The organism is Amycolatopsis xylanica (assembly GCF_900107045.1).
Taxonomy (GTDB): domain Bacteria; phylum Actinomycetota; class Actinomycetes; order Mycobacteriales; family Pseudonocardiaceae; genus Amycolatopsis; species Amycolatopsis xylanica.
On the sequence record NZ_FNON01000005.1, the window covers coordinates 584,311 to 606,193 of the forward strand.

The following is a 21,883-nucleotide window of genomic DNA, read 5'->3' on the forward strand; positions in this document are numbered from 1 at the left end:
CGTACCCCTAGCGACTTGTGCCCTGGTTTATCCGTCACATCCGCGCTGCAGTGGCGCGCCCTCGGACCCGGTCAGCGTGACGACGTCCGGCCGGACGTTCCCGGCGCCGCTCACGTTGAGCGCGGTCAGCGCCGTGCACGCGATCTGGCTGAGGCCGAGCGCGGGGACGCCTTTCAGCGGGAACGGCAGCTTGACGTTCAGCGTGTCCGCCATCTCGTACCCGATCGAGCCGCTGTAGGCGGGCAGGAAGGTGACCATCCCACGTTTCGTGTCCTCGGCATTGGGGCCCTTGAACAGCAGCGCGAGCGAGTTCGCGAGCGAGTTGCGGCCGTCGGACGGCCGCGCGACCCCTTGGATGTGGCCGTCGACCACGAAGAAGAGCACCAGGTCAGCCGGGGTGGGCCCGGAGGTCGCCCCCCTGGGGACATAGGTCGGCGCCGGCCCCATCGGCACCGCGCCGGTCGCCTGGATGCCGCAGCCGGAGATCAGCAGCGCGAGTGCGAGGACGAGGCGTTTCACCGGTGCCTCCTCGGGAGCCGCAGCACGAACCTGGCGCCGGTGCCGGTGTTGGACGGCTCGATCACGCCGCCGTGCAGCTTCGCGTTCTCCTGCGCGATCGCCAGGCCGAGGCCGCTGCCCTCCGAGCGCGCGCGTGCGGTGTCGGCCTTGGTGAACCGGTCGAACACGTGCGGCAGGATCGACGGCTCGATGCCGGGCCCGTGGTCGGTGACCTCGATCCGGGCTTCCGAGGCGTCGCCGCGCAACGCGATCTCGACCGGCGGGCGGCCGTGGCGCAGCGCGTTGCCGACCAGGTTGGCGACGATCAGGTCGAGCCGCCGCCGGTCGACCCAGGCGGTGATGCCCTCGGGCAGGTCGAGCACGAGATCGGTGTCGGAGCGCCAGCCCCGCGCCTGGAGGGTGTCGCGGATCGCGGTCGCCAGGTCCCATTCGTCGGCGACGAGCTCGGCGCGGCCCGCGTCGAACCGGGAGATCTCGACCAGGTCCTGCACCAGCCTGGTCAGCCGCTTGGTCTCCTCGGAGACGAGCCTGGCCGCGACCGCGGTGTCCGGCGGCAGCTGCGCGGCGTCCTCGTCGAGCACGTCGGTGACCGCGTTCATCGCGGCCAGCGGGGTGCGCAGCTCATGCGAGACGTCGGCGACGAACCGCCGCGCGTCGGCCTCCATCCCGCGCAGCTCGCCGACCGTCCGCTCCAGCTCGGCCGCGGTGGTGTTGAACGTGCTGACCAGCTCGGACAGCTCGTCGGACCCCTTCGGCTCCAGCCGGACGTTCAGGTTGCCGTGCCCGAGCTCACGGGCGGCGGTGTTGAGCGCGCGCACCGGCCGGAGCACCTGGCGCGCGGCGAGCAGCGCGAGCGCGACGGCCAGCGGGAGCGCCAGCGCCGCGGTCTGCCACGCGCTGCTGGCCAGCTCGTCGATCGCGGTCTGCTGGTTGCTCAGCGGCACTCTCGCGTACGCCTCGATCCCGGTGTGGGTGGCGCCCTGCGTGCCGCGCTGCAACACGGGGACGCCGAGGTACACCGTGGCGTTGCCCGAGGAGTCGACCACGCGCTGGAACTGGGTGTGGTCGTCGGTGGCCACCTGCGCGCGCAGGTCGGCCGGAAGCTCCTCGATCGAGGGCCCGGAGCCGTAGCGCTGGTTCTGGTAGACGATGACGGCGTTGGTCTTGAGCCTCGAGGCGAAGGTGTTGAGCGTCGTCGTCGACGGCGGCACCTCCAGTAGCGGCAGGAAGGCCTTGACCTGGTCGGTGAGCTGTTCCATCCCGGGGTCCTGCGCCCCCTTGAGGATGCTGGTGCGCGCCGAGAGGTACATCGCGCCGGAGGCCGCGACCGCGCCGATGATGGTCATCACCGCGAACGCCGCCACCAGTCTCGGCCGCAGTCCCGAGACCCATTGCCTGATCGTGGTCACGACTTGCCGAACCGGTACCCGAAGCCGCGGACGGTCTGCACGTGCTCAGGGTGCGACGGCACGTCCTCGATCTTCGAGCGCAGGCGCTGCACACAGGCGTCGACCAGCCGTGAGTCGCCGAGGTAGTCGTGGTCCCACACGGCGGCCAGTATCTGCTGGCGGCTGTAGACCTGGCCGGGCGTGCGGGACAGTTCCAGCAGCAGCTTCAGCTCGGTCGGCGTCAGCGCCACCGGCTCGCCCGCCTTGGTCACCAGCAGCCCGGTCCGGTCGATCTCCAGGTCACCGTGCTTTTCGGTGGCCGGCTGGTCGGCGGGCGGCCGCTCGGCGACCGCGCGCCGCAGCACCGCGCGGATGCGCGCGTCGAGCACCCGGGGTTCGATCGGCTTGACCACGTAGTCGTCCGCGCCTGCCTCGAGCCCGGCCACGACGTCGAAGTCGTCACTGCGCGCGGTGAGCATGATGATCGGCACCTCGCCCGACGCCCGGATCCGGCGGCAGGTCTCGAACCCGTCGATCCCGGGCAGCATGAGGTCCAGCACGACGATGTCGGGCTGAGCGCTTTTCAAAGTCTCCAGCCCGAGTTCCCCGGATTCACTGGTATAGACCACATGCTGCTGACGGCGCAGGGCCAGTTCCAGCCCTTCCCGGATCGCCGGGTCGTCTTCGATCACCAAAACCACTGCCACAGCGGCCATTATTCGGATGTTCCGGCGAATTCGCGACTCAGCCCGATCTTGTAGCGAAACCATGACATTGCGCGGACGTGATCACGAACTCCGCCTTGCAGAGTCGTGGTCATGGTCCTCACCTTGGAAAACAGGAGCACGGCTTCCGCACCCAAACACGCCATCGCCACCCCCTCGGTCTCCCGTTCACTCGCGCTGCTCGGCGGCGCGGCCGGTTTCGCGGTCGCCTTCGCCGCCGCGTATCTGCTCTTCGTCCACACGGCGGGCGGTCAGCAGGTGGAGAACGGCGCGGTCCGCAACGCCCAGCTCGGACAGTCCACTTCGGACTGGTCACAGCCGCTGCGCCAGGTGGACATGATCGTGCTGCTGGGCGCGGCGAGCGTGTCGATCGTGCTGATCTCCTTGGTGCGCCGCCGTTTCTCACTCGGCGTCGCCGGACTGATCGCGCTGGCGGGCCCGGTGGTCGTCTCGCAGATCCTCAAGCTCTATGTGCTGGAACGCCCCGACCTCGGCGAGCATCGCGTGGCCTCGCACAACAGTTTCCCGAGCGGCCACGTGACGGCGGCCATGGCGGTCGTGGTCGCGCTGGCCATCGTGCTGCCCCGCCGCTTCCGCTCGTTCGTGCTGATCGCCGGTGGTTTCGGCGTCGCCTGGGTCGCGGCGGCGACGGTCTCGCTCGGCTGGCACCGGTTCAGCGACACGATCGGCGGCTGCCTGCTGGTGGCGGCCTTCGGTTTCGCCGTCGCGGCGGTCCTTTCGCGACGGCATCTCGCCCGAGTCGCGGTGACGCCCGCGGTGATCGCGGCCGTCGCCCCGCTGCTGTTCGTGCTCGCCGGGTACGCGGTGCTGAGCACGGCGACCTCGGGACCCGCGCAGTTCGTCGCGGCCATGGTGCTGGGTGCGGTGTCGGCGATCGCGCTGGCCGGGTTCCAGCTCTGGCAGCTGCGCCGCGTGGTCTTCGACATCCCGTGACGTGGTGCCGGTCGGGGGACCACGTCAGCCGCACGTCACAAGGGCAGCCCTTGTCACGCTCAGCGTTCCAAGGGTGGCCCTTGTAACGTGCGGTTTCAGCGGCCGCGGGTGGCTTGCTTGAGGTCCGCGCTCGACTTGTCCACCAGCGCGCGCATGGCCGACTCCGCGCCTTCGGGGTCGCGCGCCGCGATGGCGTCGTAGACCGCCTGGTGGCTCGGCACCGGGTCGTCCGCCTGGGTGGTGCCGTGCACAAGCTTGTCGCGCTCCGCCAGCCCGATCGCGATCACGCGCTCGATCTGCAGCAGGAAGTTGTTGTGCGTCGCGGCCAGCAGCAGGCGGTGGAACTCCAGGTCCGCCGCGACCATCGCGTCGAGGTCCGAGCTCGCCTCGCCCATCCGCTGCAGGGCTTCGGCCAAGGCTCGCAGGTCCGCGTCGTCGGCGCGCTCGGCGGCCATGCGGGCGGCCGCGGGTTCGACGACCGCGCGGACCTCGGTGAGCTCGTCGAAGAGGTCGGGGTCGGTGGCGGCGGCCGCCGCGGTCTGCCAGCGCATGACGTCGGCGTCGAGCATGTTCCAGCGGGTGCGGGGCTGGACGAAGGTGCCGCGTTTCTGGCGGGCGTCGATCATTCCCTTGGCGGTCAAGACCTTCAGCGCCTCGCGGAGCGCGGTGAGGCTGACGTCCAGTTCGGCGCGGAGCGCGGGCAGGTCGAGGACCGTGCCCTCGGCGAACTCGTTGGACAGGATCCGGCTGGCGAGCAGCTCGACGGTCTGGCCGTGCAGGCCTCGTGGCCGGTTCGGGATCACTCGCGTCCTTTCGGGTGAGGAGAACCGTCACGATAGTACGGACCTCGGTCATGGGTTTAGCTAATAAATTACTAATTAATCTTGACAGGCTGTGAGCCAGGTCGCAGTCTGGCCGCATGAACGAATCCGGCCTGACCCAACGGCGTAGTCCAGGCCTCACCCGACGGGGTTTCCTGCTCGGTGTGGGCTCGACCGCCCTGCTCAGCGGCTGTGCGACTTCGGCGACCTCGGGGCCGGTGAAGCAGGCGGCCGGCGCGGTGACCGTCCAGTCGAACCTGTCCTCCGCCCAGGCCAAGGTGGCCATCGAGGCGCTCGCGAAGGCCTTCAGCGACCGCGGCGGCGCGGCGGCCACGGTCAACACGGTCGCGTCCGAAGCCTTCCGGACGCAGCTGCCGAGCTACCTCACCTCGGCGACCCCGCCCGACACGTACACCTGGTACCCCGGCTCGATCCTCGCCGGCTACGCGCGCAAAGGCCTGCTGCTCGACGTCGGCGACGTCTGGCAGACCATGGGCTCCTACAGCGACACCTTCCGCAAGCTCAGCGGCGACGGCACCGGCAAGCTCGTCTTCGTGCCGACCACCTACTACTGGTGGGGTTTCTTCTACCGCAAGTCGAACTTCGCGAAGTGGGGCGTGCGGGCGCCGGCCAGCTGGAGCGAGTTCCTCGCGCTCTGCGAGACGCTGAAGGCCAAGGGCGTCGAGCCGATCGGCATCGGCGCGGGCGGGAACACGCCGTGGACCGCGTCGGCCTGGTTCGACTACCTCAACATCCGCGTCAACGGTGCGCAGTACCACCGGGATCTGCTGGCCGGGAAGAGCCGTTTCGACGACCCGCGCGTGGTCAAGGTCTTCGAGCAGTGGCGGACCGCGCTGCCGTACTTCGACTCGCGCGGCACCGCGATCGCGTTCCAGGACGCGACGACCTCGCTGCTGCAGGGCCGCACCGGCATGGTGCTGACCGGCACCTTCTTCACCGACGCCGCGCCCAAGGACGTGCTCGACGATCTCGACTTCTTCCAGTTCCCGGTGCTCGACCCCGCGGTCCCGGTGGCCGAGGAGGGCCCGACCGACGGCTTCTTCGCGAGTTCGAAGACGGCGCACCTCGACGCGACCAAGGAGTGGCTGAAGTACGTCGCCACCGCCGAGGCACAGGAGCTCTACATCAAGAACTCCTCGGGCACCGCGCTGCCGACGCATCCCGGCGCCAAGGACGCGGGCACACCGCTGGTCGCCAAAGGCCGGAAGATGCTGCAGGACGCCAAGGATCTGACCCAGTTCTTCAACCGGGACTCCAGCGACGCGCTGCAGCCGACGGCCGACGCGGCGCTGATCCGGTTCATCCAGAAGCCGCAGGAACTGACGTCGATCCTGACCGAATGGCAGGCGGCGGCGCAGAAGGTCTGGGCGGAGTGACGGCTCTGGCCACGCCCGTCCGCACCGCGGCCCCGGCACGGGCGAAGAAGCGCAAGGGCTTGCCGCCCGTGCTGCTCGCGTTCGTGCTGGTGCCGTTGGTCGTCGAGGGGTTCTGGGTCTTCTGGCCCGCTTTGCAAGGCTTCTACCTCTCGCTGACCAGCTGGGACGGCGTCTCGGCGCCCGAGTGGACGGGATTCGGCAACTACGCCGAGATGGCCGGCGACCCGACTTTCCGGACCGCGGCGCTGAACACGCTGATCTGGCTGGTGCTCTTCGGCGGGCTTTCGGCCGTCGGCGGTCTCGGATTGGCCATGTTCCTGCAGCGCGAGCGGCGCGGCGTCGGGTTCTACCGTGCCGCGCTGTTCACCCCGGTGGTGTTCTCGCTGGTGGCGACTTCGCTGATCTGGCAGGGGCTTTATCAACCCGATGGATTGATTAACAAGCTCCTGGGCGCTGTAGGGCTCGAGTCGTGGCAGCACGCTTGGCTCGCGGACTCGAACACCGCGCTCTACGCGGTACTCGTGCCCGCGTTGTGGCGGCAGCTCGGCTACGTGATGGTGCTTTATCTCGCCGGGCTCAAGGGGATCGACCCCGCGCTTTACGAAGCCGCGAAGCTCGACGGTGTGACGCGCTGGCAGCAGTTCCGGTATGTCACCTGGCCGCAGCTGCGCGGGGTCAACTCGGTGATCCTGTCGGTGATCGTGATCGACTCGCTGCGCTCGTTCGACGTGGTGTGGGCGATGACCAAGGGCGGGCCGTATCACTCATCGGAGCTGCTCAGCACGTACATGTACGCGACCGCGTTCCAGTCGCTGCGGCTCGGCTACGCCTCCGCGCTGGCCGTGGTGATCTTCGTGCTGGCGTTCGGCGTGATCGTCACGTACCTCGTCCGCGCCTTCAAGGAGGACACCGTATGAGCAAGCGGCGGACCTTCCTGTTCCACGCTGGCGCCGGGACGCTCTCGGTGCTGTGGCTGCTGCCGATCGCGTTGGTGCTGCTCACGAGCGTCCGGTCGTTCGAGGACGTCGCGTCCAACGGGCTCGGGAGCTTCCCGCGGTCGTTCACGCTGGCGCCGTTCGGCGAAGCGTGGAACGCGGGCGGCGAGTCCCGCGCGATGCTGAACAGCCTGATCGTCACCCTGCCGACGGTGTTCTTCGCGCTGGGGCTGAGCGCGGCCGCGGCGTTCGCGCTGAGCCGGTACGAGATCCCGTTCCGGCGGACGATCCTGCTGCTGATGCTCGGCGGGAACCTGCTGCCGCCGCAGATCCTGCTGGTCCCCGTGTCGAAACTGGCCGAGCTGCTCGGGATCTACGACACGCTGACCGCGCTGGTGATCGTGCAGGTCGGGTTCGGGCTGGGCTTCTACACCTTCGTGCTGCAGGGGTTCATGCGCACCATCCCCGGCGAGATCCAGCAGGCGGCGGTGATCGACGGCGCCGGTCCGGTGCGGATCTTCCTCTCGGTGATCCTGCCGCTGACCAGGCCTGCTCTGGCCGCGCTCGGCGCGCTGGCGTTCACCTGGACGTTCAACGACCTGCTGTGGGCGATCACCGTGCTGCGCACCGAAACCGTCATGCCGGTGACGCCCGCGCTGCTCGGCCTGCAGGGCCAGTACGTGTCGACGTGGAACGTGATCGCGGCCGGTTCGGTGATCGCCGCGATCCCGACCGTGGCAGTGTTCCTCCGGTTCCAGAAACACTTCATCTCCGGACTGGCCATAGGCGCGGTGAAATGACGACTTATCGCATGAAAACGACCTCCTACACGACCGCCGACCGTGACGGGTGGACCGAACTGGTCGCGTGGGGCCCGCACGGTGTCGAAGACGGGCCGTCCCCGTTCACGAACCAGGGCGAGATCCACTTCATGACCGCAGCGGACGCGGCGCCGATCGAGTACGCGACGAGCTGGCAGCGGCCTTTTTCCGGGGCCGATCTCGATGCGCCCGCTGTCGACAGGTTGCGGATCGAACCGAAGTACGAGGTCGTGCCGGGCACGGACGTGCTGCTGCGGTGGGTCGAGGTGACCAACACCGGTGACTCGGAGGTCGTGCTCGAGCGGCTGGGCTCGGCGGGGGTCTGCGTGCCGACCGGCAAGCCGCTGCTGACCTTCCTGTCGGGTCAATGGGCACGGGAATTCCAGCGGCGGCAAGTGGTTCTGCCCGCAGGCCGGTTCCAGATGGAGAGCCGGTTCGGCGTGCCCGGCCATGGTTACGCGCCTTGGCTGGCGGTGCAGGACGCCGAGGGCGGCCAGGCGTGGGGCGTGTCGCTGGCCTGGTCGGGGTCGTGGGAGATCGACGCGAGTGTCGAACCGGCTGGGATCACCCGGATCCGCGCGGGCAGGCTCGGGCCGGTCGTCGTCGGTCCTGGTGAGACGGTCGCCAGCCCTCGGCTCGCGCTGGCGTCCAGTGTGGACGGTCTGGACGGACTCGCTCGCGTCTGGCACGAGTACGAGCGCACCCTGAGCAGGCCTGTCGAGCGCAAGGTGCTCTACAACTCTTGGGAAGCAACGGGTTTCGACGTTCAGTTCGACCGCCAGCTGGCTCTGGCGAAGCGGGCGGCGGCGATCGGGGTCGAGCTGTTCGTGGTCGACGACGGCTGGTTCGTCGGGCGTGACGACGACACCGGGGGACTGGGTGACTGGGAACCGGCCGACCCGTCCTTCGGCGAGTTCGTCGAGGAGGTCCGCGCGCTCGGGCTGGATTTCGGACTGTGGGTCGAGCCCGAGTCGGTCAGCCCGAAATCCCGGCTGTACGCCGAGCATCCCGACTGGGTCTACCATCGCGACGGGCACGACCGGACGCTGATCCGCAACCAGCTGCTGCTCAATCTCGGCCGAGAGGACGTGTTCGAGTTCCTACGGTCCACTTTGGACCGGCTACTGGGGTCCTACGCGATCAGTTATCTCAAGTGGGACATGAACCGGCCCGCGACCGAGCGCGACCTGGCGCTCGACGGCGCGCACGTGGCCAACTACCACCGGCTGCTCGACCATGTGCGGGAGCGGTATCCGCACGTGACGGTCGAAGCGTGCGCGGGCGGCGGTGGCCGGACCGATCTGGCGACCATCGCGCGCGCGGACGTGGTGTGGCCCAGTGACAACACCGGCCCGCTCGACCGGCTCGCCATCCAGGACGGCTTCCTGCTCGCGCACGCACCACATCTGATGAGTTCGTGGGTGACCGACTCGCCCGGCTTCTTCGACCCGAGGCCGCGCTCGCTGCGGTTCCGGTTCGTGCTGGCCATGGCCGGGGTCCTCGGGATCGGCGCCGATCTGTCACGGTGGACCGACGAGCAGCTCGCCGAAGCTACGGTGCTTATCGCCCAGTACAAGGAAATTCGCTCGATCATCCACAGTGGACAGGTCTGTCGGTCGCCGAACGCTGTCCAATACAGTGGCGCCGACGGAACGGTTGTCGTGCTCGCCTGGAACACCGGCGAACTGACCGGAGCGCCGTTCGTTCCCGGCCGCTCTTCTCGCGTGCCGCTGACGGCGCTCGCGGCAGAATCCTATGTGGATGAATCCGGCAGGCGTTTTTCCGCTTCCCATTTGACTCATGCCGGGCTCGCGTTCGACTGGACACCGGAGTTCGACGCCGATTTCACCGTGCTGCACCCCGTCTCGTGACGAAAGGCTACAACGCCGTGGCTCGAAGAATCCTCACCGCACTGCTGACCGTCCTCTTAGGGCTGACCATGGCCGTCCCGGCGAACGCCGGTGACGACCAAGGCGCGCCCGAGTACTACGACAGCGGCCTCGCGCCGACCCCGTACATGGGCTGGAACACCTACTTCGCGATCGGCGCGCCCACCGAGGCATCGATCAAGTCCATCGCCGAGCACATCATCGCCTCCGGTCTGCGCGACGCCGGGTACAAGTACATCTGGATCGACGGCGGCTGGAACGCGCCGAATCCCCGTGACGCGCAAGGGAATCTGGTCGCCGACCCGGTGAAGTTCCCATCCGGACTGTCCTCTTTGGTCGGCTGGCTGCACGAGCGCGGCCTGCGGGCGGGCATCTACACCGACGCCGGGCCGTCCGACGGCAAGAACTGCGCGGCGGGCAGCGGCGGCGGCTACTACGAGAAGGACGCGAAGCAGTTCGCGCGCTGGAAGTTCGACGCCATCAAGATCGACTTCCTGTGCGGGATCGCGGCGAACCTCAAGCCGGCGCAGGCTTTCGCCGAGTTCAGCAAGGCCGTGCGCAAGGCGGGCCGCCCGATGCTGCTGAACCTGTGCAACCCGGTCACCGACGTGTGGGGTGTCCCGCACGGCCCCGACCAGGTCGCGGGCATCGCGTACACCTACGGCCCGACCAACGCCGACTCGTGGCGCACGGACACCGACGTCGCCTTCGGCACGCCGTACGAGGGCATCTGGCGCGACATGCTGCGCAACATGGACGACAACGCCGCGCATCCCGAGGCGAACGGCCCCGGGCACTACAACGACCCCGACTACCTCATTCCCATGCGCAAGACGGAAAAGGGCACCTACGAGCTCAACGAGGAGGAGTCGACCACGCAGTTCGTCATGTGGTCGGAGATGGCCTCCCCGCTGATCCTCGGCTCCGACCCGCGCACGCTCCCGGCTTCGATGATCGACACGCTCAAGAACCCCGAGATTCTCGCGGTCAACCAGGACCCGCTGGCCATCCAGGGTGTTCGGGTCGCGGACGGCGTGTACAGCAAAGTGCTGTCCGGCAAGGGAAAGCGCGCGGTCGTGCTGCTCAACCGCGGCGAGGCGCCCGCGTCGATGACCGTGAACTTCGCCGACGCCGGGCTCACCGGACAGGTGGCCGTCCGTGATCTGCGCGCACGTGCCGACCGTGGTGTCACGACCGGGTCGTACACCGCGACCGTGCCCGCGCACGGCACTGCGTTCGTCCAGCTCAAAGGCACGGACCTGGTGCCTGGCAACGATCTTGGCGGAACAGCCTCGGCGAGCCCCGCGATCGCCAGGGTCGACGACACGCACGCCGTGGCGTTCGTCCGTGATCAGCATGGTGAGCTGCAGCAGCAGGTGCTGAACGGGACCACGTGGTCCGGCAAATGGACCCCGGTCGGCGGCAAGATCCTCGGCCAGCCCGCGGTGTTCGCGAGTGGTGACCGGGTCGACGTCTTCGTGCGCGGCACCGACAACGCCGCCTACCAGCGGACTTCGTGGCGTGGCACCTGGGGACCGTGGGTGAACCTCGGCGGCAGGTTGACCGACTCGCCGTCGGTCGACTTCACCTCGCCGAACTCGTGGACGCTCGTGGCGCGCGGCTCGGACGGCAAGGTCTGGAAACGGACGGCCCAGAGCGGCTGGAGCAGCATCGGCGCGCCCAAGGACCAGCCGGTCTACGGGCGGCCGAGCGCGGCGGGCGGGCAGGTCGCGGTGCGTGCCGCGGACGACAGCGTGTGGACCTACTCGAACGGCGCGTGGGCGACGCTCGGCGGTGTGGTCAGCGGAAGCCCGACGCTGCTGGCGACGGAAGGCCGCGTCTACCTGTTCGCGCGGGCCAGTGATTACACGCTCTGGCAGATCAACCGGACCGGCGGCGCGTGGGGCACTTGGTTCAAGCGGACGGAGTTCGCGAGCAATAGCCTGGTGGGCGCGGTCGGCGCGACCGCGGGCGCGAACGGCTCCGCGTGGGTCGTGGTCCGCGGGCCGGACGACCGCGTGCACCAGGCGAAGCTCTAGGAGGCTGGTTTGTCGAGTGTGGTGGTGACGGGGGCGGCGTCGGGGATCGGCGCCGCGACCGTTCGGACGCTGGCTTCGGCCGGGCTCGGGGTCGTCGCGGTGGACGTCGCGCCGATGGACCTCGGCGTGCCGTCCGTCGTCGGCGACGTGACCTCGGAGCGGACCTGGCAGGAGGTGCTGGCGGTGGCCGGGGGAGTGACCGGCCTGGTGAGTAACGCCTACACGGCCGTGGTCAAGCCATTGCACGAGATGGACCGTCCTGAGTGGACACGCCAGCTGGAGGTCAACCTCACCGGCGCGTATCTCGGCGTCCGGGCGTGCTTGTCCTCGCTGATCGAGCGGCGCGGCTCGATCGTGCTGGTCTCGTCGGTGCACGCCAACTTCGGGCTGCCCGGTCATCCCGCCTACGCGGCGACCAAGGGTGGTCTGGTGGCGATGGCCAGGCAGCTCGCCGTCGAATACGCGCCGGAGGTACGGGTCAACGCGGTGCTGCCGGGCCCGGTGCTCACCCAGGCCTGGGACAGGGTGAGCACCGAGGACCGGGAGCGCAGCGCGGCCGCGACCCCGGCCGGGCGGCTCGGCGATCCGGCGGAGGTCGCCGAGGTGATCGCGTTCCTGCTGTCGGCGGCCGCCTCGTTCGTCACCGGCGCCGAAATCGTGGTCGACGGCGGCTGGTCGGCCGCCAAGGACTCCTCGTGAAAGGGAAAGCGTGAAGATCACCGGGATCGAAACGTTCCTCGTGGCGCCGCGGTGGCTGTTCCTCAAGGTCAGCACCGACGAAGGCGTCAGCGGCTGGGGCGAGCCGGTCGTCGAGGGCCGCGCGGGCAGCGTGCGCGCGGCCGTGCACGAACTGGCCGAGCTCGTCGTCGGCCAGGACCCGCTGCGCATCGAGGACCACTGGCAGGTGTTGCGGCGCGCGGGTTTCTACCGCGGCGGCCCGGTGCTGTCGAGCGCGTTGTCCGGGTTCGACCACGCGCTGTGGGACATCGCGGGCAAGGTCCGTGATGCCCCCGTCCACGAGCTGCTCGGCGGCCCGGTCCGCGACCGCGTCCGCGTCTACTCCTGGGTCGGCGGCGACCGCCCCTCGAACATCGCTGAGGCGGTGTCCGCCCAGGTCGAAGCCGGTTTCACAGCGGTCAAGATGAACGTCGCGGGCCCGTTGACCCCGATCGCCACCCCGGCCGAAGCCGCGGCGGCGGTGGCGCGTGCGGAGGAGGCCCGCGCGGTACTGGGCCCGGACCGCGACCTCGCGATCGACTTCCACGGCCGCGCGTCACCGGCCATGGCCCGGCGCCTGGTCCGCATGCTCGAAGACGTCCAGCCGATGTTCGTCGAGGAACCGGTCGTCCCGGAACTGCAAGGCAGCACGCTGGCTTCGGTGGTTTCGGCGTCGACCGTGCCGATCGCGGTCGGCGAGCGCTTGTACTCACGCTGGGACATCAAGCCCGCGCTGGACGCGGGCGTCGCCGTCGTCCAGCCGGATCCCGCGCACGCGGGCGGCATCTCGGAGCTGCGACGCATCGCGTCGCTCGCGGAGGTCTACGGCGCCCAGCTCGCCCCGCACTGTCCACTCGGGCCGATCGCGCTCGCGGCGAGCCTCCAGGTGGCCTTCGCGACCCCGAACTTCCTGATCCAGGAACAAAGCCTGCGCATGCACTACAACGTCGGCACGGAGCTGGTGCACTACCTCGCCGACACCGCGCCCTTCGATTTCGTCGACGGCCACGCGTCCCGCCCACTGGGCCCCGGCCTCGGCATCGAGATCGACGAAGCGGCCGTCCGCCGAGCCGCCGAGACCGGCCACGCCTGGCGCAACCCGGTCTGGCGCCACGACGACGGCAGCCTCGCCGAATGGTAGAGGTCCGCTGGCTGGACAACGGCATCCTGCGCCTGGGCTTCGTCCCGGCGCTGGGCGGCCGCTTGCTCTCGCTTATTTTCGACGGCAAAGAAGTGTTGTGGCGCAACGCTTCTTTGCTGGACGATTCGCTGCAGCCGATCGGCCATACGCCCAAGCCGGTATCGGGAACCATGGGCGATTGGGTCAACTACGGCGGCGACAAGACGTGGCCAGCACCGCAGGACGAGTGGTGCGGCCCACCGGACCCGATCCTGGACTCCGGCCCGTACACGGTGTCCGGCGAGCTGGTGCTGACCAGCGCTCCCGATCCTCGGACCGGGTTGCGGCTTTCGCGTCAGTTCACCCTGCTGCCGGACGCGTCGTCGTTCCACTTGCGACTGACGGCGGTGAACATCAGCCCACGCCCGGTGCGGTGGGCGTTGTGGAACGTGACCCAGCTGCCGCCCGGCGTTGTCCACGTGGGACTGGACGGCGAGGTGGTCGAGCTGATCGGGTCGGTGGAGCATCGGGACGGCGTGATTCCCGTTCAGTCCACTGTGGGCAAACTGGGTTTTCCCGGCAGCACGGGCTGGGTGACGCATTTCGGCCACGAGGTCAGCCTGACCCAGCGGTTCGCCGTGGACCTCGGCGCGGAGTATCCGGATTCCGGCTCTCCCTTGGAGGTCTGGCTCGAATCCCCGCAGCCGGAGCCGATCTCCTGGCTGGGCGGGCTCAACCCGCCCGACCACATCGTCGAATGCGAAGTGCTCGGCCCGATCACGACGCTCGCACCGGGCGAGCGGACCATGCTCGACATCGACTACGAACTCGCCAACCGCCATTCCGCGTAGCTACGCGCGGTTTGAGCGAGCTTCTCGCTGGTGGCCCTGTAGTGCCACAGCCCGGCGACGTAGACCGAGAAGGCGGTCACGGCATCGTCCGCGGCTGAAGTCCAGGGCGTCCGCGCTCGCGCCCAGGCCTCGGCCTCCGCAGGAGAATGTCCCGCGTGGATCAGCCGAATGACCATGAACGCCGAGTCGACCCAGGGCGCCCCGGAAGCGGGCCATCCCCAGTCGATGACGTGGACGTGGTGATCGTCATCGATGATGAACTGGTCCTCGTGCAGGTCGGTATGGACGAGCCGGTCACCGGTGACCGATTCGGCAGCCCGCTCTTCCCAGTGTGTCAGCTCGCGGACATCCCAGCCGGCGATGATGTCCGGGCGTTCCTCGGCGATCTTTTCCCACCAGTGTGGCTTCCAGCGGTCGCTCAGCGGTCGCACCTCCGGCACCGCGATCGCTGCCAGGCGGTTCAAAGTGGTCGCGACCAGTGATAGGTCGGCCGATGTCGGAGCGAGATCAGCCGGGCGGCCGGTGAGATGCTCGAACCCGACGACCAGCCACTCGCCGATGTCCTCTTGGAAACGCACGGCCGGGGCGATGCCATCGACGAATTGACCGGCTTCGGCTTCATTGCGAAGCCAGCGCATCTCGCGAGAAACACCTTTCACGGCTTTGACGAAAAGCGGAGGACTTCCGTCTTGATAGAGAGTCAGTGCGGCATCACAGCTCTGACCTTCCTGGGCGGCCGTCGTTCGGCTTACGGTTCCGTAGTGCTCCTGGATTCCGTCGCGAACCACTTCGGGAAGATCGGTCCAGCCGTATCTGCTCGCCATGCCACCCTTATTTGCCGTTCGAATCCGTGTTCTCGTTGCCATCCTTGCCTGACGCGCGGCACCCGTCGTCGCCGCTGCTGCAGTTGGCCGCGCGAGTCAACCACAGATCCGGATCGACCGCGAACCCGGCCGACGAGATGGCGTGCATGGCCCGAGCCATTTCCCCGCCTGGCTCGGGCTTTGCGCGTGGCGTCCCGCGGTCGTTCGGAACGTGGTGGATGAAGCGGCCCGCGACTCTCTGGCAGAACGCCGCGTACTCCTGGGTGTCCAGGATGAATGTGTGCCAGCCGATATCCACTTGGGGTGACGGTGAGAATGGCTCGCCTTGATCATTCGCGCAGACCCGCAGGAACGCCAGTGCTTGATCCATTATGCGCTCGGCGAGTTCGGGTGTGACGCCATGTTCGGTTGTTATCCGATCCGCCAGCCGGGTGAACAGGTTCTGTGCGATCAAAGTCCGGCCGGTCAACTTCTCGGCGGCAATGGTCATGACTCCCCCTACCTGGACACCATGGGAATGAAGTCTCTCCATGTAACCGCGCTCGATCTGGGGCGCGGAACCCCGTTCACTCGTTTGCGGCAGCCCTATGTCAGGGGAAAGTGCCAAAGATTTGGCTTAGTGCGGGGAAGGGTGAATGCGGCTTTCCCGCCAAATAAGTGCTAGGCCTGGTGGTGGGTGAGCAGGCGGGTGAGCAGCTGGGTCAAGGCGCGGCGATCCTCGGCCGCGAGCGGCTCCAGCAAGACGTCCTGCACGGTGTCCAGCGCCTGCTCGAGGCGGCGCAGCTGGCGGTCACCCGCCTCGGTCAGGGTGACCAGGTTGCGCCGCCGGTCGTCCGGATCCGGGGTCCGCTCGACGAAACCCTGCTCGGCCAGTTCGTTGATCGCGGCGACCACGTCGCTGCGGTCCATGCTGACGCGACGGCCGAGTTCGGCCTGGCTGGCGACGCCGAACTCGTGCAGCGCGACCAGGATGCGGTAGTGGTAGCCGCGCGCGCCCGCCTCGGCGAAGCCTTCGGAGGCCAGTCGGTGGGCGTGCACGGCCAGCTGGGTGAGCAGCCAGCTGGGCTTCGCGGCGAGGCGCGCCGGGGTCTCCTCCATGGCGGCACTGTACATCGTTGGCCCGACCAACTGTATAGTTGGCGACGCCAACAATCGAAGGGTGCTCATGACCACGTTGCTCGCCGACCGCATCGAGATCGCCGACCTGTTCTCCCGCCTCGCCCACCTGCTCGACGGCAAGCGCTGGGACGACGCGGCCACCGTTTTCACCACAGACGTCGCCCTGCATTCACCGCGCAACGGTGAACTGCGCGGCCTCGACACCGTCGTCGCGTTCATGCGGCAGGCCGAGGTCGCGGGGGAGTCCACCCAGCACATCACGTCCGACCTGCTGGTCGAGGTCGACGGCGACCAAGCAACCGCCTCGGCGAACTCGGTCGTCTACTTCTTCCGCGACGGTGAAGCGCCGCACCGGACCAGTGGCCTGCGCCTGGCCTGCACCGTCGTGCGGACCTCGGCGGGCTGGCGCCTGGCCGAGTCGTGGACCACGCTCGCCTGGATGCGGCAGAACTGACGCCTCAGGCGACCGGGAACTCTTCCCGGCCCACCACGCGCAGCAGGTCGAGGTACTCGCCGAACGAGGTCCCCGGCGGGGCGGTGAACACCTCGAGCCGCTGATCCTCGGACGGCGTCAGCAGGATCTCGCAGTCCAGCTCGAGCAGGCCGATCGTCGGATGCTTGACGTGCAGCCTGCCCTTGCGGCGCATGCCGACCTCGTGCAGCTCCCAGAGCCGGGTGAACTCGGGGCTGGCCGCGTGCAGCCGCTGGACCAGCTCCGCCGCGGCCGGGTCGTCGACGCGCCGGGCGACGGCCGCGCGCAGGTCGGCGACGTGCTGGCGGCTGTAGTACTCGTGCTCCTCGGCCGGGTAGGCCGCGCGGAGCACCGGGTCGGTGAACCAGCGCCAGAAGATGTTGCGGTCCTTCGGCCGGGTCGTGCAGACCGTGCCGAACAGGGCCTCGGCCAGCGCGTTCTGGGCGAGGACGTCACCGAGGTCGCTCAGGATCTGGGCCGGGGTGTCGCTCAGCCGGTCCAGCAGGAACTGCAGGCCGGGCCGGACGTGGTCGCCCGCCTGGCGGCCCGCCGGGGGACGGTGACCGGCCAGCAGGTACAGGTGGTCGCGCTCGTCGTCGTTCAGGCGCAGCGCACGCGCCATCGAACCCAGGAGCTGGGTCGACGGCTGCGGGCTGCGGGCCTGCTCGAGGCGCATGTAGTAGTCGGTGGACATGCCCGCGAGCAGTGCGACCTCCTCGCGGCGCAGGCCGGGGGTGCGGCGGCGGGGGCCGGGGGACAGGCCCACGTCGACGGGGCGCAGGCGCTCACGGGAGCGGCGCAGGAAGTCGGCGAGGTCGCGGCGGTTCATGGCCATGACCGTCTCAACCGAACCTGCGCTCCTGGCATTCCGGCGCTCCCTAGGATCGCCGATCCTAGGGAAACCGGTCCGTTTTTACGCGGCTCGCCCGCTGCCAGATTCGGTGGTGTCCACTTCGGAAACAGGGAGAACACCATGAAGGCAGTCAGGTTCGACAACTACGGCGGTCTCGACGTGCTGCGGATCGCCGAGGTCGAGCGCCCCGAACCCGGCGCGCACCAGGTGCTGGTCCAGGTCAAGGCGGCCGGGATCAACCCCGGCGAGGCCAAGATCCGCAACGGCGACCTGCACGCGATGTGGCCAGCCACCTTCCCGTCGGGCGAGGGCAGCGACCTCGCCGGGATCGTCGCGGCGATCGGCGAGGGCGTCGAAGGCTTCCAGGTCGGCGACGAGGTGTTCGGGTTCACCAACAAGCGCGGCAGCCACGCCGAGTTCGTGCTCGTCGAGGACGACGAGCTGCTCGCCAAGCCCGCGGACGTGCCGTGGACAGTCGCGGGCTCGCTGTTCGTCGCGGGTACGACGGCCGTCGCCGCCGTCCGCGCCGTGGACCTCGAGCAGGGCGATGTCGTCGTCGTGTCCGGCGCCGCGGGCGGTGTCGGGTCGATCGTCGTGCAGCTCGCGGTCGCCGCGGGCGCGACCGTGATCGGGCTCGCGAGCCCCGGCAACCACGCGTGGCTCAAGGAACTCGGCGTCATCCCGGTCGCGTACGGCGAAGGTGTCGCGGACCGGATCAAGGCCGAGGGCACGCCGGTCGCGTTCCTCGACAACTTCGGCGGTGGCTATGTCGACCTCGCGCTGGACCTCGGCATCGCGAAGGAGCGGATCAACACGATCATCGACTTCGCCGCCGCGGCGAAGCACGGCGTCAAGGCCGAGGGCAACGAGGCGGCCGCGACCACCGGGACGCTGGCCGAGCTGATCACGCTGATCCAGAAGGGCCTGCTGCAGATCACCGTCGCCGCGACCTACCCGCTCACCGAGGTCCGCGAGGCCTTCCGTGAGCTGGAGCGCGGGCACACTCACGGCAAGATCGTGCTGGAACCCTGAGCGTCGGCGAACACCGTCCCGTCGAAGGTGCCCGCGAGATAGGCGGCCCGGCACGCCGCGCGGCGCACCTTGCCGCTGGTCGTCTTCAGTACCAGCCCCGGTTTCCCGACGACGACGGCACGGCACAAGAGCTGGTGGTCTTCGTGGACCCGCGCGGACACCGCGTCCGCGATCTCCTCGATCTCGGCGGGGGAGACCCGGTCCCGGCGGGTCTCCACGAAGATCGCCACGCGCTCGTCCTCGTCGCCCGGCACGCCGAACGCGGCCAGCCCGCCGGGGCGGACCAGCGGATGGCAGTCGCGCACGCTCTCCTCGACGTCGATCGGGTAGACGCTGTGGCCGTGCGTGATGATCAGGTCCTTCAGCCGCGAGGTGACGTACAGCTCGCCGTCGTGGACGAACCCGAGATCACCGGTGCGCAGGAACTCGCCGTCCGGCCCACCGTCCACTCGCGCGCGGAACGTCGCCTCGGTCGCGGCCTCGTCGCCCCAGTAGCCGAGCGCCTTGCCCGGTGAGTCGACCCAGATCTCGCCGACCCGGTCCGGCGCGCACCGGCGCCGGGTCTCGGGGTCGACGATCAGCAGCCGCGCGCCCTCCTTGGTCACCCGGCCGCAGCCGATGTACTCGACGCCGTCCTCGCCGGGGCGCGGCAGCACGATGCCCTTCTCGAGCGCGGTCCGGTCCACCCACAGCCTGCTCTTGCCGCCCACGGTCACGCTGACCGTGTGCTCGGCCAGCCCGTACGCGGGACAGAACGTCTCCGGCCGCAGCCCGCTGACGGAGAAGGCGGCGAAGAAGTTGTCCACTGTGGACGGCCGGATCGGCTCGGCCGCGGACAGCACCGAGCGCAGCGTGCTCAGGTCCCACCGCTTCCGCTGCTCGGCGGTGGTCTTGCGGACGGCGAGCTCGAAGGCGAAGTTCGGCGCGGCCACATGCGTCGCGCCGACCCGGCTCATCACCTCGAACCAGACGGCGGGGCGCTGCAGGAAGGTCAGCGGCGCCATCAGCCAGCTGTGGCCGTTGCCCGCGAGGGTGCTGATGATCATGCTGATCAGCCCGAAGTCGTGGTACTGCGGCAGCCACGAGACGGCACGGGCCCCGTCGCCGAGCCCGAGGTCGCGCGCGTTCGCGAAGACCTCGTGCGCGAGGTTCCGGTGGGTCACGACCACGCCCTTCGGCGCCGACGTCGACCCCGAGGTGTACTGCAGCAACGCGGGCTCGTCGGGGCTCTCGGGCTCGTGCCAGTCGTGCGCGAGCACGCGCGCGGGCGCGATCGTGTCCGTCCGGTACCACTTGAGCTTCGGCCAGCGCGGGGTGTCGCGGCTCAGCATCGAGGTGACCGATCCGAGCGTGCGCGAGCGGTCGTAGGCCGTGTTCGTCAGCGCCACCCGCGCGCCGCAGCCGTCGATGACGTTGCCGAACCCGGCCAGATCGGGCTTGAGCCGGAACGGGCGCGGCGGATGGACGGGCACCGGGACGACCCCGGCGATCAGGCAGCCGGTCAGCGCGCTGAGGAAGTCCGGTGACGGCGGGTAGACCAGCGCCACGCGGTCACCGGGGGTGAGACCCCAGTCCCGCAGCGCGGCGGCGACGCCCTCGGCCGAGGCGGCCAGCCCGCCCGCGGTGATCGTCAGCTCGTCGTGCCCCTGGTCGTCCACGAAGGTGAACAGCGGCCGCGACGGCTGGTCCTCCACGAGGTCGTGGAAAGCCGTCAGCACTGTCACACCGGCTTCCGTTTCGGGCACGGTCAACTCTTAGGGGGTTTCCCGTCCCGATGCAAGCCTGCCGCTCTGAGCTCGCGGTATTCACGCAGGACCAGCACGATGATCAGCAGGTCGAGCGCGGCGAACACGGGGAGCGCGATCGAGTGCGTGTGGACGGCGCGCAGCACCTCGTACACCACGAACGCGCCCAGCACGATCGCGGCGACCGGGTACGCGCGCACGATCTTGCGCGCGAGCGCCCAGACGAGCACGAGCTTGATCAGTCCATGTGCGAGCAGGTAGACGATCGCGAAGGTCTTCGTGCCGCCGTCGGCGAACCCGTCGGCGGCCGCCTGCAGATGCCGGGCGAGTGTCCCGCGCGGATCGCCGAGCAGGTCACGCGTGATCACCGCGTGCGCGAAGCCGGTCACCACCGACGCGGGGATCACGGCGAGCACGAGCGCGCCGAGCAGCTGCGCCGCGCCGTCGAGTCCTTTGAGTGCGATCGCGACCCTGAACAGCTTCTCCGTACGGTCCGCCATGACCGCGAGCTTGCCCGAAAACCGGCCGTGACGCGCGGTGACCTACTTCGAGAGGGTGTTGCCGAGCCAGTTGACGTAGACCGGTGAGCGCCGCGCCTGGTCCCAGTAGCCGGTGGCCGCCGCGCCGGCGAGCTGCTCGCAGTAGCGCGCGACCGGGCTCTCGCTGTGCATCGCCAGCACGTGCCGCAGCTCGGTCTTGATGTCCTTGATCGGCAGCACCGCGATTCCCTTGGCGGCCATGGTGGTCGCCTGCACCAGCATCATCCCGAGCCCGCGTTCGAGCACGTCCCTGGCGTTGTACCCGCTGAGCCGGTACGCCACGTGCGGGGTGAACCCGGCCTGCTCGCACAGCCCGCGCAGGTACTCGCCGCAGCCGATCTCCAGATCGGCCGGCAGTATCCAGCTCTGACCGGCCAGATCGCCGAGGCAGACTTCGTCCTGATTGGACAGTGGGTTGGTGCTCGCCATCGCGACGAACACCGGCTCGGTGACCACGTCGCGCACGATCACGTCCGGCGGGCGGGGCAGCGGCAGGTTCGGATGCTCCAGCAGGGTCGCGAGCTCGAGCCCGCCGGAGGCGAGCAGGTCCATCGCGTCGTGGCCGCCGCGTTGCTGGCGCATGGTGATTTCGGAGTTCGTCGCCAGCTCGCGCAGGCGCTGGATCACCGGACCGGCGAGCGGCGTCGGATGCCCGGCGAAGCGGATCACCCGGGGCGCGCTGTCCCGATCAGCGGTGCGGAGCTGGGCCTCTTCGAGCAGTTTGTCCAGTGAGGGCAACAGAACCCGGGTGTGGTCGATCACCAGCTGGCCGAGCGCCGTCGGTCTCGCGCCTTGCTTGTCACGGAAGAACAGGGAACCGCCCAGCATCCGCTCGACCCGCTGTAGCTGATAGGTGAGCGCGGGCTGGGTCAGCCCGAGACTGGCAGCCGCTTTGGTGAGGCTTCCCGCGTCGCCGATGGCACGAATCATTCTGAGCTGACGGACCTCGAGCTCCATGTTCGGAAGCATACAAGTAAACCGTTTGGCACGAAACTACCCGGTAATGGGTACCGGTACGGGAAAAACGCGTCCGTGGAATGTGTGGCGCGCTACCGCGATATTCGGCGGATGTATTCGATTTCCCCGTCTTCGCAGGAGAAACGGTGTGCCGGATGGCGTTCGC

Annotated in this window: 22 protein-coding genes; 11 read left to right on the plus strand and 11 right to left on the minus strand. The window is 69.1% G+C overall.

Annotated features, from left to right (window positions below; genetic code table 11):
- Positions 1-27: 27 nt before the first annotated feature.
- The 3 genes from BLV57_RS25535 to BLV57_RS25545 are packed head-to-tail and all read right to left on the minus strand — an operon-like array spanning position 28 to position 2,614.
- On the minus strand, positions 28-519 hold the full coding sequence (locus BLV57_RS25535) for a hypothetical protein (protein WP_091292793.1): 492 nt from the start codon (positions 517-519) through the stop codon (positions 28-30).
- Positions 516-1,865, minus strand: coding sequence for a sensor histidine kinase (locus BLV57_RS25540; RefSeq protein WP_091293245.1), 1,350 nt, complete (start codon positions 1,863-1,865; stop codon positions 516-518). The genes BLV57_RS25535 and BLV57_RS25540 overlap by 4 nt, the downstream gene beginning before the upstream one ends.
- A gap of 59 nt (positions 1,866-1,924) precedes the next feature.
- Positions 1,925-2,614 carry a response regulator transcription factor gene (locus tag BLV57_RS25545; protein ID WP_091293243.1) on the minus strand — a complete coding sequence of 230 codons (690 nt, stop codon included), beginning with the start codon at positions 2,612-2,614 and terminating at the stop codon, positions 1,925-1,927.
- Between the two features lie 111 nt (positions 2,615-2,725).
- On the opposite strand from BLV57_RS25545, the gene BLV57_RS25550 reads away from it, so the two are divergent.
- Positions 2,726-3,586 (plus strand): phosphatase PAP2 family protein, encoded by an 861-nt coding sequence (locus BLV57_RS25550; protein WP_091293247.1) that lies wholly within the window; start codon positions 2,726-2,728, stop codon positions 3,584-3,586.
- 95 nt (positions 3,587-3,681) lie between these two features.
- Here BLV57_RS25550 and BLV57_RS25555 read toward each other — a convergent pair whose 3' ends face one another.
- The gene (locus tag BLV57_RS25555; protein ID WP_091292795.1) at positions 3,682-4,389 is read right to left on the minus strand and encodes a FadR/GntR family transcriptional regulator; all 708 of its coding nucleotides are present in this window, start codon (positions 4,387-4,389) and stop codon (positions 3,682-3,684) included.
- Positions 4,390-4,505: 116 nt separating this feature from the next.
- Between BLV57_RS25555 and BLV57_RS25560 the strand changes: the two genes are divergently transcribed.
- The 8 genes from BLV57_RS25560 to BLV57_RS25595 are packed head-to-tail and all read left to right on the plus strand — an operon-like array spanning position 4,506 to position 14,176.
- Positions 4,506-5,804: an ABC transporter substrate-binding protein gene (locus BLV57_RS25560; RefSeq protein ID WP_091292796.1), complete on the plus strand. Its 1,299-nt coding sequence runs from the start codon at positions 4,506-4,508 to the stop codon at positions 5,802-5,804.
- On the plus strand, positions 5,801-6,721 hold the full coding sequence (locus BLV57_RS25565; RefSeq protein ID WP_218134874.1) for a carbohydrate ABC transporter permease: 921 nt from the start codon (positions 5,801-5,803) through the stop codon (positions 6,719-6,721). Before BLV57_RS25560 ends, BLV57_RS25565 begins: the two co-directional genes overlap by 4 nt.
- Positions 6,718-7,539, plus strand: coding sequence for a carbohydrate ABC transporter permease (locus BLV57_RS25570; RefSeq protein ID WP_091292800.1), 822 nt, complete (start codon positions 6,718-6,720; stop codon positions 7,537-7,539). The genes BLV57_RS25565 and BLV57_RS25570 overlap by 4 nt, the downstream gene beginning before the upstream one ends.
- 11 nt (positions 7,540-7,550) lie before the next feature.
- On the plus strand, positions 7,551-9,431 hold the full coding sequence (locus BLV57_RS25575) for an alpha-galactosidase (protein ID WP_218134875.1): 1,881 nt from the start codon (positions 7,551-7,553) through the stop codon (positions 9,429-9,431).
- Between the two features lie 17 nt (positions 9,432-9,448).
- Positions 9,449-11,488: a DUF8189 domain-containing protein gene (locus tag BLV57_RS25580; RefSeq protein ID WP_218134876.1), complete on the plus strand. Its 2,040-nt coding sequence runs from the start codon at positions 9,449-9,451 to the stop codon at positions 11,486-11,488.
- Between the two features lie 9 nt (positions 11,489-11,497).
- The gene (locus BLV57_RS25585) at positions 11,498-12,187 is read left to right on the plus strand and encodes an SDR family NAD(P)-dependent oxidoreductase (RefSeq protein WP_091292803.1); all 690 of its coding nucleotides are present in this window, start codon (positions 11,498-11,500) and stop codon (positions 12,185-12,187) included.
- Positions 12,188-12,197: 10 nt separating this feature from the next.
- The gene (gene dgoD, locus BLV57_RS25590; protein ID WP_091292804.1) at positions 12,198-13,346 is read left to right on the plus strand and encodes a galactonate dehydratase; all 1,149 of its coding nucleotides are present in this window, start codon (positions 12,198-12,200) and stop codon (positions 13,344-13,346) included.
- Positions 13,340-14,176 carry a DUF4380 domain-containing protein gene (locus BLV57_RS25595; protein ID WP_091292806.1) on the plus strand — a complete coding sequence of 279 codons (837 nt, stop codon included), beginning with the start codon at positions 13,340-13,342 and terminating at the stop codon, positions 14,174-14,176. Before dgoD ends, BLV57_RS25595 begins: the two co-directional genes overlap by 7 nt.
- Here the strand turns inward: BLV57_RS25595 and BLV57_RS25600 are convergent.
- The 3 genes from BLV57_RS25600 to BLV57_RS25610 all read right to left on the minus strand — a co-directional run bounded on the left by BLV57_RS25600 (position 14,146) and on the right by BLV57_RS25610 (position 16,098).
- Complete coding sequence (locus BLV57_RS25600; RefSeq protein WP_091292808.1) at positions 14,146-15,000, minus strand: phosphotransferase; 855 nt, start codon at positions 14,998-15,000, stop codon at positions 14,146-14,148. The genes BLV57_RS25595 and BLV57_RS25600 overlap by 31 nt on opposite strands.
- Before the next feature lie 7 nt (positions 15,001-15,007).
- Positions 15,008-15,490, minus strand: a complete 483-nt coding sequence (locus tag BLV57_RS25605; protein ID WP_091292810.1) for a glycine-rich domain-containing protein — start codon at positions 15,488-15,490, stop codon at positions 15,008-15,010.
- A 170-nt stretch (positions 15,491-15,660) separates the two neighbouring features.
- Positions 15,661-16,098, minus strand: coding sequence for a MarR family winged helix-turn-helix transcriptional regulator (locus tag BLV57_RS25610; protein ID WP_091292812.1), 438 nt, complete (start codon positions 16,096-16,098; stop codon positions 15,661-15,663).
- Between the two features lie 67 nt (positions 16,099-16,165).
- On the opposite strand from BLV57_RS25610, the gene BLV57_RS25615 reads away from it, so the two are divergent.
- Positions 16,166-16,573, plus strand: a complete 408-nt coding sequence (locus tag BLV57_RS25615) for a nuclear transport factor 2 family protein (RefSeq protein WP_091292814.1) — start codon at positions 16,166-16,168, stop codon at positions 16,571-16,573.
- A 4-nt stretch (positions 16,574-16,577) separates the two neighbouring features.
- Here BLV57_RS25615 and BLV57_RS25620 read toward each other — a convergent pair whose 3' ends face one another.
- Positions 16,578-17,420, minus strand: coding sequence for a helix-turn-helix transcriptional regulator (locus BLV57_RS25620; RefSeq protein WP_218134877.1), 843 nt, complete (start codon positions 17,418-17,420; stop codon positions 16,578-16,580).
- Positions 17,421-17,564: 144 nt separating this feature from the next.
- Between BLV57_RS25620 and BLV57_RS25625 the strand changes: the two genes are divergently transcribed.
- Entirely contained in the window at positions 17,565-18,476 is a 912-nt protein-coding gene (locus BLV57_RS25625; RefSeq protein ID WP_091292817.1) for an NADP-dependent oxidoreductase, read from the plus strand.
- On the opposite strand, the gene BLV57_RS25630 is transcribed toward BLV57_RS25625, so the two are convergent.
- The 3 genes from BLV57_RS25630 to BLV57_RS25640 are packed head-to-tail and all read right to left on the minus strand — an operon-like array spanning position 18,449 to position 21,717.
- Positions 18,449-20,221 carry a fatty acyl-AMP ligase gene (locus tag BLV57_RS25630; protein WP_176968804.1) on the minus strand — a complete coding sequence of 591 codons (1,773 nt, stop codon included), beginning with the start codon at positions 20,219-20,221 and terminating at the stop codon, positions 18,449-18,451. The genes BLV57_RS25625 and BLV57_RS25630 overlap by 28 nt on opposite strands.
- 2 nt (positions 20,222-20,223) lie before the next feature.
- Positions 20,224-20,721: a DUF2127 domain-containing protein gene (locus tag BLV57_RS25635; protein ID WP_091292820.1), complete on the minus strand. Its 498-nt coding sequence runs from the start codon at positions 20,719-20,721 to the stop codon at positions 20,224-20,226.
- A gap of 42 nt (positions 20,722-20,763) precedes the next feature.
- A complete protein-coding gene (locus tag BLV57_RS25640; RefSeq protein WP_176968805.1) occupies positions 20,764-21,717 on the minus strand; it encodes a LysR family transcriptional regulator in 954 nt (317 codons plus the stop codon).
- Between the last annotated feature and the right edge of the window lie 166 nt (positions 21,718-21,883).

Excerpts from the sequence above, each read along its gene's own strand:
- BLV57_RS25540 (WP_091293245.1), bottom strand. The coding sequence starts at position 1,865 with ATGACCATCATCGGCGCGGTCGCGGCCTCCGGCGCGATGTACCTCTCG.
- BLV57_RS25550 (WP_091293247.1), top strand. The coding sequence starts at position 2,726 with ATGGTCCTCACCTTGGAAAACAGGAGCACGGCTTCCGCACCCAAACAC.
- BLV57_RS25560 (WP_091292796.1), top strand. The coding sequence starts at position 4,506 with ATGAACGAATCCGGCCTGACCCAACGGCGTAGTCCAGGCCTCACCCGA.
- BLV57_RS25570 (WP_091292800.1), top strand. The coding sequence starts at position 6,718 with ATGAGCAAGCGGCGGACCTTCCTGTTCCACGCTGGCGCCGGGACGCTC.
- BLV57_RS25575 (WP_218134875.1), top strand. The coding sequence starts at position 7,551 with ATGAAAACGACCTCCTACACGACCGCCGACCGTGACGGGTGGACCGAA.
- BLV57_RS25595 (WP_091292806.1), top strand. The coding sequence starts at position 13,340 with ATGGTAGAGGTCCGCTGGCTGGACAACGGCATCCTGCGCCTGGGCTTC.
- BLV57_RS25600 (WP_091292808.1), bottom strand. The coding sequence starts at position 15,000 with ATGGCGAGCAGATACGGCTGGACCGATCTTCCCGAAGTGGTTCGCGAC.
- BLV57_RS25605 (WP_091292810.1), bottom strand. The coding sequence starts at position 15,490 with ATGACCATTGCCGCCGAGAAGTTGACCGGCCGGACTTTGATCGCACAG.
- BLV57_RS25610 (WP_091292812.1), bottom strand. The coding sequence starts at position 16,098 with ATGGAGGAGACCCCGGCGCGCCTCGCCGCGAAGCCCAGCTGGCTGCTC.
- BLV57_RS25615 (WP_091292814.1), top strand. The coding sequence starts at position 16,166 with ATGACCACGTTGCTCGCCGACCGCATCGAGATCGCCGACCTGTTCTCC.
- BLV57_RS25620 (WP_218134877.1), bottom strand. The coding sequence starts at position 17,420 with ATGAACCGCCGCGACCTCGCCGACTTCCTGCGCCGCTCCCGTGAGCGC.
- BLV57_RS25625 (WP_091292817.1), top strand. The coding sequence starts at position 17,565 with ATGAAGGCAGTCAGGTTCGACAACTACGGCGGTCTCGACGTGCTGCGG.
- BLV57_RS25635 (WP_091292820.1), bottom strand. The coding sequence starts at position 20,721 with ATGGCGGACCGTACGGAGAAGCTGTTCAGGGTCGCGATCGCACTCAAA.
- BLV57_RS25640 (WP_176968805.1), bottom strand. The coding sequence starts at position 21,717 with ATGGAGCTCGAGGTCCGTCAGCTCAGAATGATTCGTGCCATCGGCGAC.